Here is an 18369-nt window from a genome sequence, read left to right as displayed (position 1 = left end):
GGATGTGTCCCCCGGTGTTCCTAGTGTGAGGAGCATGACCTTGCAACGTGCCCAGATCGCGGCCGCCCGGGACGGGGCCGGCGCGGCGGCGATCAGCCTGCGCGGCGTCGTGAAGCGGTTCGGCGGCTTCACCGCCGTGGACGGGCTGGACCTGGAAGTCCCCGCCGGGGCCTGCATGGGGCTGCTGGGCCCGAACGGCGCCGGGAAGTCGACGACGATGAAGATGCTGACCGCGCAGGCGATCGCGGACGAGGGGAGCATCCGCGTGCTCGGCTTCGACGTCCCGCGCGAGTCCAAGCGCGCGCGGGCCGTGATGGGTGTCGTCCCGCAGCAGGACAACCTCGACGAGGAGCTGACAGCGCGGGAGAACCTGGAGGTGTTCGCGCACCTGTACCGGGTGCCGCGCGGGGAGCGGCGCAAGGCGGTGGACGACGCGCTGGCGGTCGCGCACCTCACCGGGCGGCAGAAGACCAAGGTGGACGACCTGTCCGGCGGCATGCGGCGGCGCCTGCTGATCGCGCGGGGGCTGGTGCACCGGCCCGCGCTCGTCCTGCTGGACGAGCCGACGGTCGGCCTCGACCCGCAGGTACGGGCGGAGCTGTGGGGGCTGATCGACGGGCTGCGCGCCGGGGGGACGACGGTGCTGATGTCGACGCACTACATCGAGGAGGCCGAGCGCCTGGCGGACGAGTGCGCGCTGATGTCGCACGGGAAGGTCATCGCGCGGGGCTCGCCGTCCGAGCTGGTCGCCGAGTACGCGGGCGACCGGGTCGTCGAGCACTACGGGCCGCCCGACCGGCTGACGGAGGTGGAGCGGCTGGCCAGGGCCGCCGGGCTGGCCACGCGCCGCACCGGGCCGTCGGTGTCGGTGCTGAAGGCCGAGACGATCCCGCCTTCGCTGGAGGACGAGCTGGGCCCGGACGGCGTGCGCCGCGCCGCCAGCCTTGAGGACGTGTTCGTCGTACTGACCGGGGAGCGTGTGGAATGAGCGGAGCGAACCGGGGGGCGCGGGGGGTCGGCCCCCGCAGGGAACAGGCATGAGCAGGGCGAACCGGGGGGTGCGGGGGGTCGACCCCCCGCAGGGAACAGGAATGAGCGGAGTGAGCGCGCAGATGGAAGGGGCGCCGCGGCTCAGGCGGTTCGAGTTCGCGCCCGTGCGGGGCATCTGGCGGCACGAGCTGGCCCTCTACAAGCGGTACTGGAAGTCGCAGTCGTTCGCCTCGATGGTGGAGCCGACGTTCTTCCTGCTCGCGTTCGGCTACGGGTTCGGGTCGATGGTCGCGATGATCGGCGACTACCGGTACCTCGACTTCGTGGCGACGGGCGTGGTCGGGACGGCGGCGCTGTTCACGTCGGTGTTCCCGGGCATGTTCAACGGCTACATCAGGCGGGTCTTCCAGCACACCTACGACGGGATGCTGGCCGCGCCGGTGGACGTCCACGAGCTGGTGACGGCCGAGGCGCTGTGGATCGCGGCCAAGTCGGCGGTGTACTCGTGCACGCCGCTCGTCGTGGCGCTGTTCTTCGGCCTCGACCCCTCGTTCGGGATGCTGCTGGTGCCGTTCGTGACGTTCTTCACCGCGCTCGGCTTCGGCCTGTTCGGCATGTGGACGTCCTCGGTGGTGCCGTCGATCAACTCGTTCGACTACGTGATCACCGGCGTGGTGACGCCGCTGTTCCTGATCGCCGGGACGTTCTTCCCGGTGAGCGCGCTGCCGGACTGGGCGCAGACGGTCTCCTACCTCAACCCGCTCTACCACTGCGTGGAGCTGGTCCGGGACGCGGTGTTCGGCCTCGACCCGCTGGCCGACCTCGGCCATCTGGCGGGCCTGATCGCGTTCGCGGCGCTGATGTGGGTCATCGCGGTCCGCGGCATGCGGAACCGCCTCATCGACTGACGCCCCCTCGGGACGATTGACTGGCCGCGTACCCTGTCCCTACGCTGACGCGAATCTTCTTCACGTTGCGCAGCTCAGAGAGGTCGGGCCGCATGACCCAGGGCATCACCGCGCGGGACCGCCAGGCCCGGTTCGCCGCGTACACGGCGTTCGCCGTCCAGGGGCTCTGCTTCGCCTCGCTGGTGACGCAGGTGCCGCAGATGCAGAAGGCGCACCACCTGAGCGACGCCACGCTCTCGCTGGTGCTGCTGATGGTGCCGCTGGTCGCCGGGGTGGGCAGCGTCGTGTCCGGCGCCCTGTTCCGGCGGCTCGGCAGCGGCCCGGTACTGCGGGTCGCCCAGCCGGCCGTGGCCGCCACGATCGCGCTGATCGGCCTCACCGGCGACAACGACGTCGCGCTGTACGTCGCGGTCGCGCTCTTCGGCCTGTTCGTCGGCGCGGTGGACGCCTCGATGAACGCGCAGGCGGTCGCCGTCGAGCGCCGCTACGGGCTCAGCCTGATCACCGGGTTCTACGCGGTGTGGAGCGTCGCGGGCATCCTCGGCGGGCTCTGGGCGTCGCTGTCCAACAAGGTCGACCTGTCGCTGTTCACCTGCTTCGCGATCGCCGCCGCCGTGGGCGTCGTCGCGTCCCTCGCCACCGGGCACCGCCTCTACCGGCGGGCGGAGGAGGGCGGCGGCCCGACCGCCGAGGAGCTGAAGGCCGCCGGGCGCAGCGTCCCGTGGCGCCCGATCCTCGTCGTCGGCGCCGCGATGGCGGTCGCCTACCTCGCCGACGCGGCGATCTCCAACTACGGCGCCAAGTACCTGGACGACGAGCTGTCCGCGAGCGACTGGGTCGCGCCGCTCGGCTACGTCGCCTACCAGGTCACGATGGTGATCAGCCGGGGCGTCGCCGACTTCGCCGTCCGCCGCTCGGGCGCCGTCCAGGTGGTCCGGATCGGCGGGCTGGTCGGCATCGTCGGCATGGCGGGCGTGGTCGCGGCACCGAACGCGGCCTTCGCCATCGCCGCGCTCGCGCTCGCCGGTCTCGGCCTCAGCGTGATCGCCCCGGTCTCCTTCTCCGCCGCCGGACGCGTCGACCCGACGGGCCTGGGCGTGGCCGTGTCACGCGTGAACATCTTCAACTACGTCGGCTTCGTCCTGGGCGCCGCCGTCGTGGGCGCCATCGCCCCGCTGAGCGCGGACCACGGCCTGCGCATAGCCTTCATCGTCCCCACGGTCCTGATCCTGGTCGTCTTCGTCACCGCCAAGGGCTTCGACCCGAAACCGGTGAAGGGCGCCAAGCCGGACGCCCCCGCCATGGAACGCCCCACGGTCTGAAACTCCCCACGGTCTGAAACTCCCAGGGGGCGGCCCCCTGGGGAGTTCAGGCGTCTTCGAGCGACCTGATCGCCTTCTCGCCTTCGGCTTGGGCCTGCTCGGGCGTCATGTCCTTCAGCGCGCGGCTGAGCGCCACCTCGGCGGCGTCGGCGGCGGCCCGCAGGGTCACCGCGTGCTCCTGGGCCCGATCGAGGTCGCCCAAGCCGATGCAGTCGAAGGCCACCTGCGCGTCGTGGCCGGCCATCTTCAGTTGCCGTGCGGCCTCGTCCAGACTCATCCGTACCTCCTACACCGGGGATGCGAGTCTTACCCACCGGCCCCGGAGGTAACCGCTTGACCCAGCAGTTCCGCGGCCTTGACCAGGCGGGTCTCCGAGAGCCCGGCGTAGCCGAGGACGAGCGCGGGCGGCGCGGTGCCGGCGCGTCCGGCCGACCAGAGGGACCGGGCGCCCGTGACCGCCACGCCCGCTCGCGCGGCGCGGGCCACGACCTCGTCCTCGTCGCATCCGGCCGGCAGTTCCACGTAGAGGTGGATGCCCGCTGAGACGCCGTGAACCCTCGCGTCGGGGAGACGGGCGGCCAGCGCGCCGGCGAGGGCGTCGCGGCGGGCCCGGTACCGGCGCCGCATGGTGCGCAGGTGCCGGTCGTACCCGCCGCTCCGGAGGAACTCGGTCAGCGCGTGCTGCTCCAGGACGGGCGCGCCCAGGTCGGTGTGGGCGCGGTGCTCGCGCAGCCGCCCGGCGATGGACGGCGGCGCGACGGCCCAGCCGAGCCGCAGCGCGGGGGCGAGGGACTTGCTCACCGAGCCGAGCAGGACGACGCGGTCGGGGTCCACGCCCTGGAGGCAGCCGACGGGGTCGCGGTCGTAGCGGAACTCGGCGTCGTAGTCGTCCTCCAGGATCAGGCCGTCCACGTCCCGCGCCCAGGCGATGAGCGCGGCGCGGCGGGCCGCGGACAGCACGACCCCGGTCGGGTACTGGTGCGCGGGCGTGACCAGCACGGCCCGCGCCCCGCTGCGCATGAGCGCCGCGACGTCCAGGCCCTCGCCGTCCACCGGGGCGCGGACGAGCCGCAGCCCGGCGGTCTCCATCATCGGCAGCTGCCGGGCGCTCGTCGGGTCCTCGACCGCGAGCTCCCGGTGCCCGGCGGCGCGCAGCAGCGCGAGCAGGGCCGACAGCCCGTGCGCGACCCCGTTCATGATCACGACCCGGCCCGGGTCGGCGTGCGCGGCGCGGACCCGGCCGAGGTAGCCCGCCAGTTCCGCGCGCAGCGCCGGGACGCCGCCGGCGTCGGGGTAGCCGAGCGCGTCGTGCGGAAGGGTGCGCAGCGCGGCGCGGGCGGCGGCGATCCAGCGTTCGCGGGGGAAGGCCGCCAGGTCGGGGCGGCCGGGGATCAGGTCGTAGCGGGGCGGGGCGCCGTCCGGCCGCGCCGGCGCGGCGGGGCGCGCGGTCCTCTCGCGCGGCGGCGCGGCCTCCTCGTCGGGGCGGGCGAGCGGCGCGATCCGGGTGCCGTCCCCGCGCCGGGCGATCAGGAAGCCCTCCGCGGTGAGCTGCTCGTAGGCGGTGACGACGACGCCCCGCGAGACGTCCAGGTCGCGCGCCAGGTCACGGCTCGACGGCAGCCGGGTCCCGGCGGTCAGCCGCCCGGAGCGCACGGCCGCGCGGAAGCCGGCGGCGATCTGCGCCGCCAGCCGGCCGGCGGACCGGTCCAGGGGAAGGTGAAGGTCGGTCACACCACACTCAGCGCCGGGAGACGCCGCAAGCGTCACGAGATCTGCAATGGTCTATCTATCAGCGCATGGATTGGCTCTGTTTGGCAAGCCAATACGCTCCTAGCGTTGCGTCCATGAACGGCTCTCAGCGACGCGGCACGGCCGGCGCCGGCACCGCGATGTTCCTGGTCGGCACGCTGACCGCGGTGTCGGCGGCCATCGCCGGCTACCCCCTGTTCGGCGGCCAGGCGGTCCGGTACGCGGCCGCCGCGGCCGTGCTGCTCGCCGCGGCCCGCCTCGCCGGCGGCCCGGCGGCGCGCCCGTCGCCGCGCGACTGGCTGCTGCTGGCCGCGCTGGCGGCGACGGGCCTGGTGGCGTTCAACGTCTGCATCGTCGAGGCGACGCGGGACACGAGCCCGGCCACGATCGGCACGGTGATCGCGACGGTCCCGATCGTCCTGGCGCTGGTGGGACCCCTGCTGGAGGGGCGCCGCCCGGCCCCGGCGATCGTGGTGTCGGCGTGCGTGGTCGCGGCGGGCGCGGGGCTGGCCAACGGCCTCGGCGGCGGGAGCGCCCGCGGGCTGCTGTTCTCGCTCGGCGCGCTCGCCGGGGAGGTGTGCTTCTCGCTGCTCGCCGTCCCGCTGCTGCCCCGGCTCGGCCCGCTGCGGGTGTCGGCCTACTCCGCCGCGCTGGCGGCCCCGATGCTGCTGGTCCTCGGCGCCGCCGTGGACGGGACGGCGGTGCTGCGCGTCCCGACCGCGGGCGAGCTGGCCGGCTTCGCCTACCTGTCCGCCGTCGTCACCACGATCGCGTTCCTGCTCTGGTACGACGCGATCGGGCGGCTCGGCGCCGACCGGGCGGGGCTGTTCGCGGGACTGATCCCGGTCAGCGCGGTCGTCACGACGGTCGCGCTCGGCCTCGGCCGGCCGAGGCCGGCGGATCTCGCGGGCGCCGCGCTGGTCGCGGCGGGCGTCGTGGTCGGGCTGCGGGCACGGGTCGCCCCACGCGAACCGGTCGTTCCCGAGCCCGTAACCTGTGATGCGGCCCCCATCGGAATCGCGCGAGGATCTGCCTGAGATGCCTGAGTTCTCCTACACCGACCTGCTGCCGCTCGGCCCGGACGAGACCGACTACCGGCTGCTGACCTCCGCCGGCGTGTCCACCTTCGAAGCGAACGGCCGGACGTTCCTGCAGGTCGAGCCGGAGGCGCTGCGGCTGCTCACCGAGACCGCGATGCGCGACGTCGCGCACCTGCTGCGCCCCGCGCACCTGGCGCAGCTCCGCCGGATCCTGGACGACCCCGAGGCGTCCCCCAACGACCGGTTCGTCGCGCTGGACCTGCTGAAGAACGCGGGCATCGCGTCCGGCGGCGTCCTGCCCATGTGCCAGGACACCGGCACCGCGATCGTGATGGGCAAGCGCGGCCAGCACGTCCTCACGGACGGGCGCGACGAGGAGCACATCTCGCGCGGCGTGTACGACGCGTACACGAAGCTGAACCTGCGCTACTCGCAGATGGCTCCGGTCACGATGTGGGACGAGAAGAACACCGGCAACAACCTGCCCGCGCAGATCGAGTTGTACGCGGCGCCCGGCGACGCCTACAAGTTCCTGTTCATGGCCAAGGGCGGCGGCAGCGCGAACAAGTCGTTCCTGTACCAGGAGACCAAGGCCGTCCTGAACCCGAAGCGGATGCTGTCCTTCCTGGAGGAGAAGATCCGCTCGCTGGGCACCGCCGCGTGCCCCCCGTACCACCTGGCGATCGTGGTGGGCGGGACGTCCGCCGAGTACGCGCTCAAGACCGCGAAGTACGCCTCGGCCCACTACCTCGACACGATGCCGTCGGAGGGCTCTCCCCTGGGCCACGGGTTCCGCGACCTGGAGCTGGAGCTCCAGGTGTTCGAGCTGACGCAGAAGCTCGGCATCGGCGCGCAGTTCGGCGGCAAGTACTTCTGCCACGACGTGCGGGTGATCCGGCTGCCGCGGCACGGCGCGTCCTGCCCGGTGGCGATCGCGGTGTCGTGCAGCGCCGACCGGCAGGCCCAGGCGAAGATCACCGCGGAGGGCGTGTTCCTGGAGCGGCTGGAGACCGACCCGGCCCGGTACCTGCCCGACACGACCGACGAGCACCTGGACGACCAGGTGGTCGGCATCGACCTGAACCGGCCGATGGCGGAGATCCGCGCCGAGCTGACCAGGTACCCGGTGAAGACGCGGCTGTCGCTGACCGGCCCGCTCGTCGTGGCCCGCGACATCGCGCACGCCAAGATCAAGGAGCGGCTGGACGCGGGCGAGCCGATGCCGCAGTACCTGCGCGACCACGCCGTCTACTACGCGGGGCCCGCCAAGACGCCGGAGGGCTACGCGTCCGGCTCGTTCGGCCCCACCACGGCCGGCCGGATGGACTCCTACGTCGAGCAGTTCCAGGCCGCCGGCGGCTCGCTGGTCATGCTCGCCAAGGGCAACCGGTCGAAGCAGGTCACCGACGCGTGCAAGGAGCACGGCGGCTTCTACCTCGGCTCGATCGGCGGCCCGGCCGCCCGCCTCGCCCAGGACTGCATCAAGAAGGTCGAGGTGCTGGAGTACCCGGAACTCGGGATGGAGGCCGTCTGGAAGATCGAGGTCGAGGACTTCCCGGCGTTCATCGTGGTCGACGACAAGGGCGAGGACTTCTTCGCCGACACCTCCGGCCCCGTCCTGACGATCGGCAGGCGCTGACCTTCGGCAGCGGCTGACGGATCGCGGAGGGCCGTCGGCCGCCCCATCCCGGTTGTTTCTCGTCGGTAGGTCACAGTATTGGGCCAAAAATTTAGTTCCTACTGAGGTCTCCCCGATGACCGCCTGGCCACTCCGGTATCTTTTCCGCCATGTCACAGTCAGAGCGCCTCGTTCTAGCGACGCGCTACCGGCTGGTCTCGGAAATAGGTCAGGGTGCCAACGGCACCGTCTGGAGAGGGCATGACGAGCTCCTCGATCGCTCGGTGGCGATCAAGGAGCTGCGGCTCCCCGAGGACCTCTCCGAGGACGACCGGGTGGTCTTCTACCGCCGCACCCTGCGGGAGGCGCGCGCGCCCGCTCAGCTGCGCACGCACTCCATCGTCGAGGTGTACGACGTCGTCATCGAGCAGGGCCGGCCCTGGATCGTGATGGAGATGATCGAGGCGCCGAGCCTCGAACAGCTCATCGAGCGGTCCGGCCCCCTGCCGGCCGACCGCGTCGCGCACATCGGCCGCGCCCTGCTGGACGCGCTGAACGTCGCGCACAAGGCCGGGATAGTGCACCGCGACCTCAAGCCCAGCAACGTGCTGCTGGACGGCGACAGGGTCGTGCTGACCGACTTCGGCCTCGCGTTCTCGTCCGGCTCGGCGAGCCTGACGAAGACGGGCCACTTCATGGGCTCGCCCGCGTACGTCGCGCCCGAAGTCGCCGCCGGGGAGAAGGCCACGCCCCGGTCGGACCTGTGGTCCCTCGGCGCGACGCTGTACGCCGCACTGGAGGGCCGCCCGCCGTTCGAACGCGAGAACGTGATGGCGACGCTGTCCGCGCTGGCGAACGAGTCGACCCCGGCCCCGCAGAACGCGGGCGCGCTCGCGCCCGTCATCACCGGGCTGCTGGAGAAGAACCCGACCCGCCGGCTCAGCCACGCGCGCGCGGTCGACCGGCTCGAACGGGCGCTCACCGGGCCGCGGTCCGGCCGCCGCCCGCCGACGCCCCGCTACCGGCTGATGGCCGTGATCGCGCTCATCGGCGCGACCGTCGCCTCCTGCGGGATCGGCGCGACCGCGCTCATCGTCGGCATGATGCGGGAGAGCCCCGGGCCCTCCCCCACCGCCGCCGCCACCTCGTCCCGCCCGGCGGGCTCTCCCCAGGCCACCGCGCCGCCCGGCGTCGAGTCCAGCACGCTGGTCGTGCGGGCCCGCAACGAGGAGTGCCGGATCTTCGTCTCGGTGCCGGGCGACACGATCACCGTGCTCACCGACGAGAGCCTCCACAAGGGCGACCTGCGGCAGTACGACCAGCCGCGCCTGAACGCCGTGATCTACGACGCGTCCGCCTGCGACGTGTGGGTCAACGGCAAGGAGGAAGCGGCCGGCAAGCCGAAGGAGCGCAAGAACTACACCCTGAACAAGGAGTGAGCCGGACCAGGGAGTGAGAAGGCTCGCACCGGGGAATGCGGGAGTCGCCCGACGGGCTGCCATGAAGGACGGCCGAAGAGCAGCGGGAGGCTTTCCATGTCCGAGCAGGGGTTCCGGGTCGAGCACGACTCCATGGGCGAGGTGCGGGTGCCGGCCGCGGCCAAGTGGCGGGCGCAGACGCAGCGCGCGGTGGAGAACTTCCCCATCTCCGGGCGGACGCTGGAGGGCGCGCACATCGCGGCGCTCGGCCAGATCAAGGCCGCGGCGGCGACGGTCAACGCCGAACTCGGCGTGCTCGGCGAGGACATCGCGGGCGCCGTCGCCGAGGCCGCCCGGGAGGTCGCCGACGGCAGGTGGGACGACCAGTTCCCCATCGACGTGTTCCAGACCGGGTCCGGGACGTCGTCCAACATGAACGCGAACGAGGTCGTGGCGACGCTGGCGCAGGAGCGGCTCGGCCGCCCCGTCCATCCGAACGACCACGTGAACGCCTCTCAGTCGTCCAACGACGTGTTCCCGTCGTCCATCCACATCGCGGCGACCGGGGCCGTCCTGCACGAGCTGATCCCCGCGTTGCGGCATCTGGAGGCCGCGCTGGCGCGCAAGGCCGGCGAGTTCGCGACGGTGGTGAAGTCGGGCCGGACGCACCTGATGGACGCGACGCCGGTGACGCTCGGCCAGGAGTTCGGCGGCTACGCGGCGCAGGTCGGGCACGGCGTGGAGCGGCTGGAGGCCGTCCTGCCGCGGCTCGCCGAACTGCCCCTCGGCGGGACGGCCGTCGGCACCGGCATCAACACGCCGGAGGGCTTCGCCGCCCGCGTCATCGCGGAGATCGCGCGGGTCAGCGGGCTGCCGCTGACCGAGGCCCGCGACCACTTCGAGGCGCAGGGCGCGCGGGACGGGCTGGTGGAGGCGAGCGGCGCGCTCCGCACCGTCGCGGTGAGCCTCAACAAGATCGCCAATGATCTGCGCTGGATGGGGTCCGGGCCCCGCGCGGGGCTCGCCGAGATCCGGCTGCCCGACCTGCAGCCCGGCTCATCCATCATGCCGGGGAAGGTGAACCCGGTGATCCCGGAGGCGGTGACGCAGGTCGCCGCGCAGGTCATCGGGAACGACGCGGCGGTGGCGTTCGGCGGCGCGGCCGGCAACTTCGAGCTGAACGTGATGCTGCCGATGCTGGCCCGCAACGTGCTGGAGTCGATCACCCTGCTGGCGAACGCGTCGCGGCTGCTCGCGGACCGCTGCGTGGACGGCATCGAGGCCGACGAGGGCAGGATGCGCGAGTACGCCGAGTCCTCACCGTCGATCGTGACGCCGCTGAACCGCTACATCGGCTACGAGGAGGCGGCGAAGGTCGCCAAGCAGGCGCTCGCCGAGCGGAGGACGATCCGCGAGGTCGTGCTGGAACGCGGCTACGTCGACGAGGGCAGGCTCACTGCGGAGCAGCTGGACGAGGCGCTGGACGTACTCGGGATGACCCGTTCGTCCCGCACGTGACCGGCCGGACGCGTCCCAGCCGCCCTGTGCGGGCCGGGACGCGCCGGAGGCGGGTCAGTACCAGCCGACCGACTGGAAGTGCGACCAGCCGCCGCAGGGCGTCTTGTAGCGGTCCTTGATGTAGCCGAGGCCCCACTTGATCTGCGTGGTGGCGTTGTTCTGCCAGTCGGGGCCCGCGCTCCCCATCTTGGAGCCGGGCAGGGCCTGCGGGATGCCGTACGCGCCCGACGGGTTCGCCGCGTGGGTGTTCCAGCCGCTCTCCCGGTCCCAGAGATTCACCAGGCAGCCGAACTGGCCGTCGCCGGTGAACCCGAAGCTCGGCATGAGCTTCTTGGCGATCTCCTGCGCCTCGCCCTTCGGCACCGGGTCGCCGACCGGGCCGCTGCCGCCGCCGGACTTCTTCTTCTCCGGCGTCTTGGTGGGGATCGGCTTGCCCTTGGGGAGCAGGGACGGCCCCTTGGAGCTGTCCTCGCGCGTCTTGCGCGAGGCGCGTTCGAGGGCCAGGTCGCGCCGCTGCTGCTCCAGGACCTTCGGGTCGACCTTGGGCGCGGCGGCGTCCGCCTGCTGCCGCGTCGGCTTGAGGGTCGTGCGGTCGCCACCGGAACCACCGGAACCGCCGGTCAGCGCGAACGCGGCGGCCGCGCCGCCGCCGATCACGACGGCCGCGCCCGCGGCGACCGCGACGATCCGCATGCCGTTGCGGCGGCCGGAGCCGCCGCTGCCGCCCTGCGGCCCGCGCCGGTCCGACCCGATCTCGTCGTGCGGCCCCGTCGCGGAGACGCCGGTGCGCATCGGCCGCGGCGGCATCGCCTGGAAGCCCAGCGTGTCGCCGGCGGGGGCGCCGATCCGGGTCCGGTCGCTGCCGGCCACCCGCACATCGTCCTGTCGTTCGTCTCGCCTAGGGGACCCGGGATGGTCTCCGTACAAGGCGGTCCTTCCGACGGTCGCACGCGCATGGACACGCGCACGAGCTGCTTCCACCCCCGGTCGGGCACCTATCGGGGGGTGCTTACGAGGAGACACAATGCCGGAGTCCGCAGCCCGCTTCGCAACCGAAACGAGACAAATGCGGCCGGTGGGACTCTTGTCAACTCCCCCGCGGCACCGCCGAAACCCGCGGCGGGCCTGGGCATCTCCGCCGCCGGACGGTGAAATGTGACCTTAATCACAGCTCTACGGTACGAGGTTTAATGATCACGTTCCGTAGGGAATGGCCCGGGTTGTTCTGAGACACGAGACCCCGGCGGCCAGCACCGGCCCGCCGGGGTTTCGACGTGTCTCCCGTCCCCTCCCTACACGCCCTCCCTACACGCCGACGTCGCCGAGCATGTCGGTCACCAGCTCGGCGATCGGCGAGCGCTCCGACCTGGTCAGCGTCACATGCGCGAAGAGCGGGTGCCCCTTCAAACGTTCCACCACGGCCGCGACGCCGTCGTGCCGCCCCACCCGCAGGTTGTCGCGCTGCGCCACGTCATGGGTCAGCACGACCCGCGAGCCCGAGCCGATCCGCGACAGGACGGTCAGCAGCACGCCCCGCTCCAGCGACTGCGCCTCGTCCACGATCACGAACGCGTCGTGCAGCGACCGGCCCCGGATGTGCGTGAGCGGCAGGACCTCCAGCATGTCGCGTTCCACGACCTCGTCGATGACCTCCGGCGTCGTCACCGCCGACAGCGTGTCGTAGACGGCCTGCGCCCACGGCGACATCTTCTCGTTCTCCGAGCCGGGCAGGTAGCCGAGGTCCTGGCCGCCGACCGCGTACAGCGGGCGGAACACCACGACCTTGCGGTGCCGGCGCCGCTCCATGACGGCCTCCAGCCCCGCGCACAGCGCGAGGGCCGACTTGCCCGTGCCGGCCCGGCCGCCGAGCGAGACGATGCCGACGTCCTCGTCCATCAGCAGGTCGAGCGCGATCCGCTGCTCGGCGGACCGGCCGCGCAGCCCGAACACCTCGCGGTCGCCGCGCACGAGCTTCACGGACTTGTCCGGCAGCGTCCGGCCGAGCGCCGAGCCGCGCTCCGACAGCAGCCGCAGGCCGGTGTGGCAGGGCAGGTCCGCGGCCTCCTCAAGGTCGGTGCCGCCCGACTCGTACAGCTCCTCGACGGCCCCGGCGGGCACCTCCAGCTCGCGCATGCCGGTCCAGCCGGACTCCACGACCGCCAGCTCCGCCCGGTACTCCTCGGCGGCGATCCCGACCGCGGACGCCTTCACCCGCATCGGCAGGTCCTTGGAGACGAGCACGACGTCCCGTCCCTCGTGCGCCAGCCAGGCGGCCACCGACAGGATCCGGGTGTCGTTGTCGCCGAGCCGGAAGCCGTCCGGCAGGACGCTCGGGTCGGAGTGGTTCAGCTCGACGCGGAGCGTGCCGCCCTGGTCGCCGTTCGGCCCCTCGACGGACACGGCCTCGTCCAGCCGGCCGTGCCGCAGCCGCAGGTCGTCCAGCGTGCGCAGCGCCTGCCGGGCGAAGTACCCGAGCTCTGGGTGGTGGCGCTTGGCCTCCAGCTCGGAGATGACGACGATGGGGAGTACGACCTCGTGCTCGGCGAACCGGGTCAGCGCCCCGGGGTCGGCGAGCAGGACGCTGGTGTCGAGGACGTACGTGCGCCGCTCCGGAACGGAGGTTCCGGAGGTGTTCCCGGACATGCCGGGACGGCGCGGGGAGGATGTGGCCACTCGATCTCCCTGACTATGGGGAACCAACCGGTGGCGCGCAGGTCCGCCGCGGGGGCGGTGGTCCGCGTGGGACGGTCAGGTACCGTAGCGCCGGTGCCGCGCGGCATAGGAGCGCATCGCCCGGAGGAAGTCCACCTTGCGGAAGTCCGGCCAATGGACTTCGCAGAAGTAGAACTCCGAGTGGGCGCTCTGCCAGAGCATGAAGCCGGAGAGACGCTGCTCCCCCGAGGTGCGGATGACCAGGTCCGGATCCGGCTGGCCGCGCGTGTAGAGATGCTCCGCGATGTGCTCCACGTCGAGGGACTCGGCGAGTTCCTCGATGCTGGTGCCCCGGCTCGCCTGCTCGATGAGCAGTGAGCGCACCGCATCAGCGATCTCACGCCTACCTCCATACCCAACCGCGACGTTCACAATCAGGCCGGGAGCGCCAGATGTGGCCTCACCCGCATCTTTAAGGACGCGGGCGGTCTTATCGGGCAGCAGGTCGAGGGCGCCGACGGGCTTGACGCGCCAGCCGTCGGCGGCGAGCTTGCGGACGGTGTTCTCGATGATCTCCAGCAGCGGCGCCAGCTCGGCGGCGGGGCGGTTGAGGTTGTCGGTGGACAGCAGCCACAGCGTGACCACCTCGACGCCGGCCTCCGCGCTCCACTGCAGCAGCTCGGAGATCTTCTGCGCGCCGCGCTGGTGCCCGGTGTTCACGTCGGCCAGGCCCATCGACCTGGCCCAGCGCCGGTTGCCGTCGAGTATGACGCCGACGTGCCTGGGGGTGACGTCGGTCGGCAGGTCGGCCTCGACGCGGCGCTCGTACAGCCGGTAGACGACGTCGCGGACGGCCGCGTACGGGCCGCTGCGCCGGAGGGCGGAGACCAGCCGCCCGCCCTCGGCGGGGCGGCGGCGCGCGCCCTCGCTGCGCCCGCCGCGCTGCTTCGCGAAGCGCGGCATTCCCGTACGCCGAACCCCCATGTGGGCTTCCCTTCGAGCGACCCGTCCCTGGCGGGAGGACCGCTCAATTATGGCCCCGCCGCGACACTTCTCCCGCCGTTTCGGTGAGGTCGGGGTACAGCGCGCGAACCTGCCTGCGAAGGGACGGCCGGCCTGCTCAGGCCGTGGGGCCGGCCGCGCGGGCGCGTTCGACGTGCCGCAGCGCGGTGCGCAGTTCGGCGAGCCACACGTCGGTGTTCTTGCCGACGAGCCGGACGCACCAGGCGAGCGCGTCGCTGCGGCTGCGCGCGACGCCGGCGTCCACGAGCGTGTCCAGGACGCGCCGCTCGGGCTGCCGCAGCCGGGTCATGACCGGCACCGAGAGGTGGGTGAACATCTCCCGCTCGCCGTCGCACTCGATGCCCCAGGAGACCTTGTAGCCGAAGCGCTGCTCGGCCTCGCGGGCGATGCCGATGCGCTGCTCGCGGGTCTCCTCGCGGAACCGCTGGACGTGCCCGGCGATCACTCCGGCCCGCTCCGCGCCCGCCACCGCCTCGGCGGCGGCCGGGACGGTGAGCCGGCCGATGACGCTGGCCTCCTCGCGGTCGAGGACGACCTCGGGGGCGCCGTCGAACCACTCGTCCGGAAGCCGCCCGGAGAACCAGCCGCGCAGCTCCTCGGCCGCTTCGCTCGTAGTCATGTAATCAAAATTACAGCTCCACAATCGACTACGCCAGCCGGCCACCCTGTTTGACATCGGCCATCTTTTGAGAGTTACTCTCATTTCATAGTTCGACTCATTTGAAGGTGGCACTCATGACGGTCGGATACACCCGGCGCTGGCTCGGGCTGGGCGCGCTGTCGCTCTGCATGCTGGCGCTCGGATTCGACATGACGATCCTCAACGTGGCGCTGACCACGCTGTCCGAGGACCTGCGCGCGAGCACCAGCGAACTGCAGTGGATCGTGGACTCCTACCTGCTGGTGTTCGGTGCGCTGCTGCTGCCGGCCGGGCTGCTCGGCGACCGGTTCGGCCGCAAGTGGCTGCTGCTCACGGGTCTCGGGATCTTCGGCGCCGCCTCCCTCGCCGGGGCGCTCGCGGACGGCACCGGCGGCCTCATCGCGGCCCGCGCGTTCATGGGGGTCGGCGCGGCGGTCGTGCTGCCGCTGTCCATGTCCATGCTCCCGGCGGTCTTCCCGCCGGAGGAGCGGACCAGGGCGGTCGCGATCTGGGCCGCCGCCAACGCGCTCGGGCTGCCGCTCGGACCGCTGCTCGGCGGCTGGCTCCTCGACAACTTCTGGTGGGGCTCGATCTTCCTGATCAACGTCCCGGTCGTCGTGGTCGGCGGCATCGCGGTGGCACTGCTGCTGCCCGAGACCAGGGACCCGGCGGCGCCGCGGGTCGACCTCGCCGGCTCGCTGCTGTCGATGGCGGGCCTCGTCGCGCTGGTCTACGGGGTCATCGAGGGGCCGGTGCGCGGCTGGACCGATCCCGTCGTGCTCGTCTCGTTCGCCGCCTCCGCGCTCGTCCTCACCGGGTTCGTGCTCTGGGAGCGGCGGGCCGCGGAGCCGATGCTGAACATGGCGCTGTTCCGCGACAACGCGTTCGTCTGGGCGATGGTCGCCGCCGTGATCGCGAACCTGATGCTGGGCGGGATCCTGTTCGTCCTGCCGCAGTACCTGCAGGCCGTCCAGGGCGCCGGCGTGTTCGACACCGGGCTGCGGCTGATCCCGATGCTGCTCGGCCTGCTGGCCGGCGCGGTCGTCACCGACCGGGCCGCGGCCCGCGCCGGGCACAAGCCGATCATCGTGACGGGCCTGCTGGTACTGGCGGCCGGCTTCGGCTGGGGCATGCTCAGCACCGCCGGCGACGGCTACGCCGCCACCGTGCCATGGCTCGTCGTCATCGGCGTCGGCTCCGGCCTCACGCTGATCCCGGCGATGGACGCGGTGCTCGCCGCGCTCCCCGCCGACCAGGCCGGACGCGGGTCCGGGCTCGTCCAGGCGCTCCGCCAGACCGGCGGCACCCTCGGCGTCGCCGGCCTCGGCAGCATCCTGTCCGGGATCTACCGCGACCGCGTCGCCACCGGCGGCCTGCCCGCGGACGCCGCCGGCGCCGCCCGCGAGTCGGTGGGCGGCGCCGCCGCCCTCGCCGGCCGCCTGCACGACGGCGCGCTGCTCGCCTCCGCGCGGGACGCCTACGTCCACGGCATGGACGCGGTGCTCGCCGCCTGCGGGGCCGCCGCGGTCGCCGCCGCCGTCCTGCTGTGGCTCTTCATGCCGCGGCGCACGGCCGGGGATGCGGTCCCCGCCGCCGATGACAGAGAATCGACCCATGAGCACGTCGTCCCCTGAGCACGCGATCGACCGGCTGGAAGACCGGCTCTCCCGCCTCCCGCTGCGGGAGCGCAAGAAGCTGCGGACCCGGAGGGCGATCCAGGACCACGCCCTCCGGCTGTTCGCCGAGCGGGGGTACGACGAGACGACCGTCGAGCAGATCGCGGCGGCGGCGGAGATCTCGCCGAGCACGTTCTTCCGCTACTTCCCCACCAAGGAAGACGTCGTCGTCACCGACGAGTACGACCCGATCATGGCGCAGGTCATCCGCGACCAGCCGCCCGAACTGCCGGCGATCGAGGCGCTGCGCGCCATGCTGCGGGAGATCCTCCCCCAGCTGTACGAGACCGACCTGGACGCCATCAGGACGCGGCTGCGGCTCACCGCGGACAACCCCGCCCTGCGCGGCCGCACGTTCGAGTCGATGCGCGGCACCTTCGAGCTCATGAGCGAGGCCATCGGCGAGCGGACGGGACGGGCCGCCGACGACCCCGACGTGGAGGCGTTCAGCTGGGCCGTCCTCGGCGTCATGCAGGCCGCCATGTACCGGCTGATCGACGGCAAGGTCTCCTACGAGGAGCTCCCCGGCCTCCTCGACCGCAACCTGGCCTTCCTGGGCCGCGGTTGCCCTTTGTGACGACGCGGCTGCACCTGTGACGACGCCGCGTCAGCCGCCGATGGCGGCGGCCACCTTGGCGGCGGTCTTGGGGCTCACGCGGACGGCGCCGCGCATGTTGCGGGTGTAGACGTTCTGGATCTGCACCACGGTGCCGCGGCGCGGGGCGGCGAGCATCTTGCCGCCGCCCAGGTAGAGGGCGATGTGCGAGATGTAGCCGGGGGCGGTCGGGTCGTTCGCCCAGATGAGCATGTCGCCCGGCTCGGCCTTGGCGTAGGGGATCACCCAGCCGGCGCGGGCCTGGTCGGCGGCGACGCGCGGCAGCCTGATGCCCGCCTTGGCGAACGCGAACTGCATCAGGCCGGAGCAGTCGTAGCCGCCCTCGGCCTCCGACTCGCCGCCCCACACGTACGGCCAGCCGAGCCGCGTGTACGCCGCCTTGATCACCGTCCGCACCTGCTGCGCGGTCATGACCTGGCCGCTGGACGTGGGGAGGTTCCCGCTCTTCGGGAAGTCGATCTCCGGGTTGACCGCGACGGCCTTCGCCTGCTTCGGCAGGACCTTGCGCAGCTTCTTGATGAACGTCTTCGGCTTGCTCTTCGGCACGCTGATCAGCATCGCGTTGCCGCTCGGCATCCCGAGGGCCTGCGCGGTGGTGTGCGAGATGACCGCGTCGACGTCGCTGATGCCCATCGTCGCGTAGGCGCCGACGCGCAGCTGCGACTGGTGCTGCTTGCCGCCGACGGGCACCTGGCTGCCGAGCTTGACGCCGCCGTCGCTGCCCATCGTGAACGAGATCGCGACATCGCCGGACGCCAGGTTGCGCCAGAGCGCGTCCGACTTGGCGGTCGGCTTCGGCGTGTAGTTGCGGAACGTGGCCGGGTTCACGCCCATCAGCCCGACCCGCTTGCCGGCGACCATGCCCTGCACGGCGTCCACGAGCTCGACGCCCGCCACGCCCTTCGCGCCGCGGATCTTCTGGACGACGTCCGCGGGCAGCGTCGACGGCGCCGCCACCAGGACGTGCGGGGTGAGCCGCTTGCCGAGCGGCGCGACCGCCGCGGGCGACAGGTTCGTGCTGCCGGACGCGGCCACGTAGCGGGCGCGCTTCTCGTCCTGCCGGGCCTGCGCGGGGGTGTCGTCGTGGGAGATGAGGACGGCCACGTTGGCGGCGAGCGTCGTCAGCACCGAAACGCCGATGATCATCGGTAGGATCCGGCGGTTCGGCTTGCCCACTGCCACACTCCTCGAAGGTCGCC

The 18369-nt window shown here is 72.4% G+C and carries 16 protein-coding genes; 9 read left to right on the top strand and 7 right to left on the bottom strand.

All coding sequences use genetic code 11. The annotated features are described in order from the left end of the window. Positions 1-34 precede the first annotated feature (34 nt). From AL2_RS11125 to AL2_RS11115, 3 genes are all read left to right on the top strand, one after another. Entirely contained in the window at positions 35-988 is a 954-nt protein-coding gene (locus AL2_RS11125) for an ABC transporter ATP-binding protein (protein ID WP_083946399.1), read from the top strand. A gap of 103 nt (positions 989-1091) precedes the next feature. Continuing rightward, positions 1092-1898, top strand: a complete 807-nt coding sequence (locus tag AL2_RS11120) for an ABC transporter permease (protein ID WP_067632760.1) — start codon at positions 1092-1094, stop codon at positions 1896-1898. Between the two features lie 92 nt (positions 1899-1990). Next, positions 1991-3220 (top strand): MFS transporter, encoded by a 1230-nt coding sequence (locus tag AL2_RS11115; protein WP_067632758.1) that lies wholly within the window; start codon positions 1991-1993, stop codon positions 3218-3220. A 46-nt stretch (positions 3221-3266) separates the two neighbouring features. On the opposite strand, the gene AL2_RS11110 is transcribed toward AL2_RS11115, so the two are convergent. Both AL2_RS11110 and pdxR read right to left on the bottom strand, forming a co-directional pair. Continuing rightward, positions 3267-3497, bottom strand: a complete 231-nt coding sequence (locus AL2_RS11110; RefSeq protein ID WP_067632756.1) for a hypothetical protein — start codon at positions 3495-3497, stop codon at positions 3267-3269. 29 nt (positions 3498-3526) lie between these two features. Continuing rightward, entirely contained in the window at positions 3527-4951 is a 1425-nt protein-coding gene (gene pdxR / locus AL2_RS11105; protein WP_067632754.1) for a MocR-like pyridoxine biosynthesis transcription factor PdxR, read from the bottom strand. A 113-nt stretch (positions 4952-5064) separates the two neighbouring features. Between pdxR and AL2_RS11100 the strand changes: the two genes are divergently transcribed. The 4 genes from AL2_RS11100 (at position 5065) to AL2_RS11085 (ending at position 10563) form a co-directional block, all read left to right on the top strand. Continuing rightward, positions 5065-6006 (top strand): DMT family transporter, encoded by a 942-nt coding sequence (locus AL2_RS11100; RefSeq protein ID WP_067632752.1) that lies wholly within the window; start codon positions 5065-5067, stop codon positions 6004-6006. A gap of 1 nt (position 6007) precedes the next feature. After that, on the top strand, positions 6008-7648 hold the full coding sequence (locus AL2_RS11095; RefSeq protein WP_067632750.1) for a fumarate hydratase: 1641 nt from the start codon (positions 6008-6010) through the stop codon (positions 7646-7648). Positions 7649-7797: 149 nt separating this feature from the next. Then, on the top strand, positions 7798-9066 hold the full coding sequence (locus tag AL2_RS11090; protein WP_083946398.1) for a serine/threonine-protein kinase: 1269 nt from the start codon (positions 7798-7800) through the stop codon (positions 9064-9066). Positions 9067-9162: 96 nt separating this feature from the next. Then, positions 9163-10563, top strand: coding sequence for a class II fumarate hydratase (locus AL2_RS11085; protein WP_067632745.1), 1401 nt, complete (start codon positions 9163-9165; stop codon positions 10561-10563). 54 nt (positions 10564-10617) lie between these two features. Here the strand turns inward: AL2_RS11085 and AL2_RS11080 are convergent, their stop codons facing one another. The 4 genes from AL2_RS11080 to abmR all read right to left on the bottom strand — a co-directional run bounded on the left by AL2_RS11080 (position 10618) and on the right by abmR (position 14857). Further along, positions 10618-11433 carry an aggregation-promoting factor C-terminal-like domain-containing protein gene (locus AL2_RS11080; RefSeq protein WP_083946397.1) on the bottom strand — a complete coding sequence of 272 codons (816 nt, stop codon included), beginning with the start codon at positions 11431-11433 and terminating at the stop codon, positions 10618-10620. Between the two features lie 435 nt (positions 11434-11868). Then, on the bottom strand, positions 11869-13206 hold the full coding sequence (gene phoH2, locus AL2_RS11075; protein ID WP_157438112.1) for an RNA 5'-3' helicase PhoH2: 1338 nt from the start codon (positions 13204-13206) through the stop codon (positions 11869-11871). Positions 13207-13311: 105 nt separating this feature from the next. Beyond that, entirely contained in the window at positions 13312-14199 is an 888-nt protein-coding gene (locus AL2_RS11070) for an isoprenyl transferase (protein ID WP_245666542.1), read from the bottom strand. A 136-nt stretch (positions 14200-14335) separates the two neighbouring features. Continuing rightward, complete coding sequence (abmR, locus tag AL2_RS11065) at positions 14336-14857, bottom strand: ATP-binding transcription factor AbmR (RefSeq protein WP_067632741.1); 522 nt, start codon at positions 14855-14857, stop codon at positions 14336-14338. A gap of 116 nt (positions 14858-14973) precedes the next feature. On the opposite strand from abmR, the gene AL2_RS11060 reads away from it, so the two are divergent. Further along, a complete protein-coding gene (locus tag AL2_RS11060; RefSeq protein ID WP_067632739.1) occupies positions 14974-16512 on the top strand; it encodes a DHA2 family efflux MFS transporter permease subunit in 1539 nt (512 codons plus the stop codon). Further along, a complete protein-coding gene (locus tag AL2_RS11055; protein WP_067632737.1) occupies positions 16493-17131 on the top strand; it encodes an acyl-CoA-like ligand-binding transcription factor in 639 nt (212 codons plus the stop codon). The genes AL2_RS11060 and AL2_RS11055 overlap by 20 nt, the downstream gene beginning before the upstream one ends. 30 nt (positions 17132-17161) lie before the next feature. Here AL2_RS11055 and AL2_RS11050 read toward each other — a convergent pair whose 3' ends face one another. Further along, positions 17162-18316 (bottom strand): C40 family peptidase, encoded by a 1155-nt coding sequence (locus tag AL2_RS11050; RefSeq protein WP_210748294.1) that lies wholly within the window; start codon positions 18314-18316, stop codon positions 17162-17164. Between the last annotated feature and the right edge of the window lie 53 nt (positions 18317-18369).

This window comes from Actinomadura latina NBRC 106108, from assembly GCF_001552195.1.
In the GTDB taxonomy this organism is placed as follows: Bacteria; Actinomycetota; Actinomycetes; order Streptosporangiales; family Streptosporangiaceae; genus Spirillospora; species Spirillospora latina.
The sequence above is the reverse complement of the archived record's forward strand: the minus strand, read 5'-3'. Positions and strand labels throughout refer to the sequence as shown.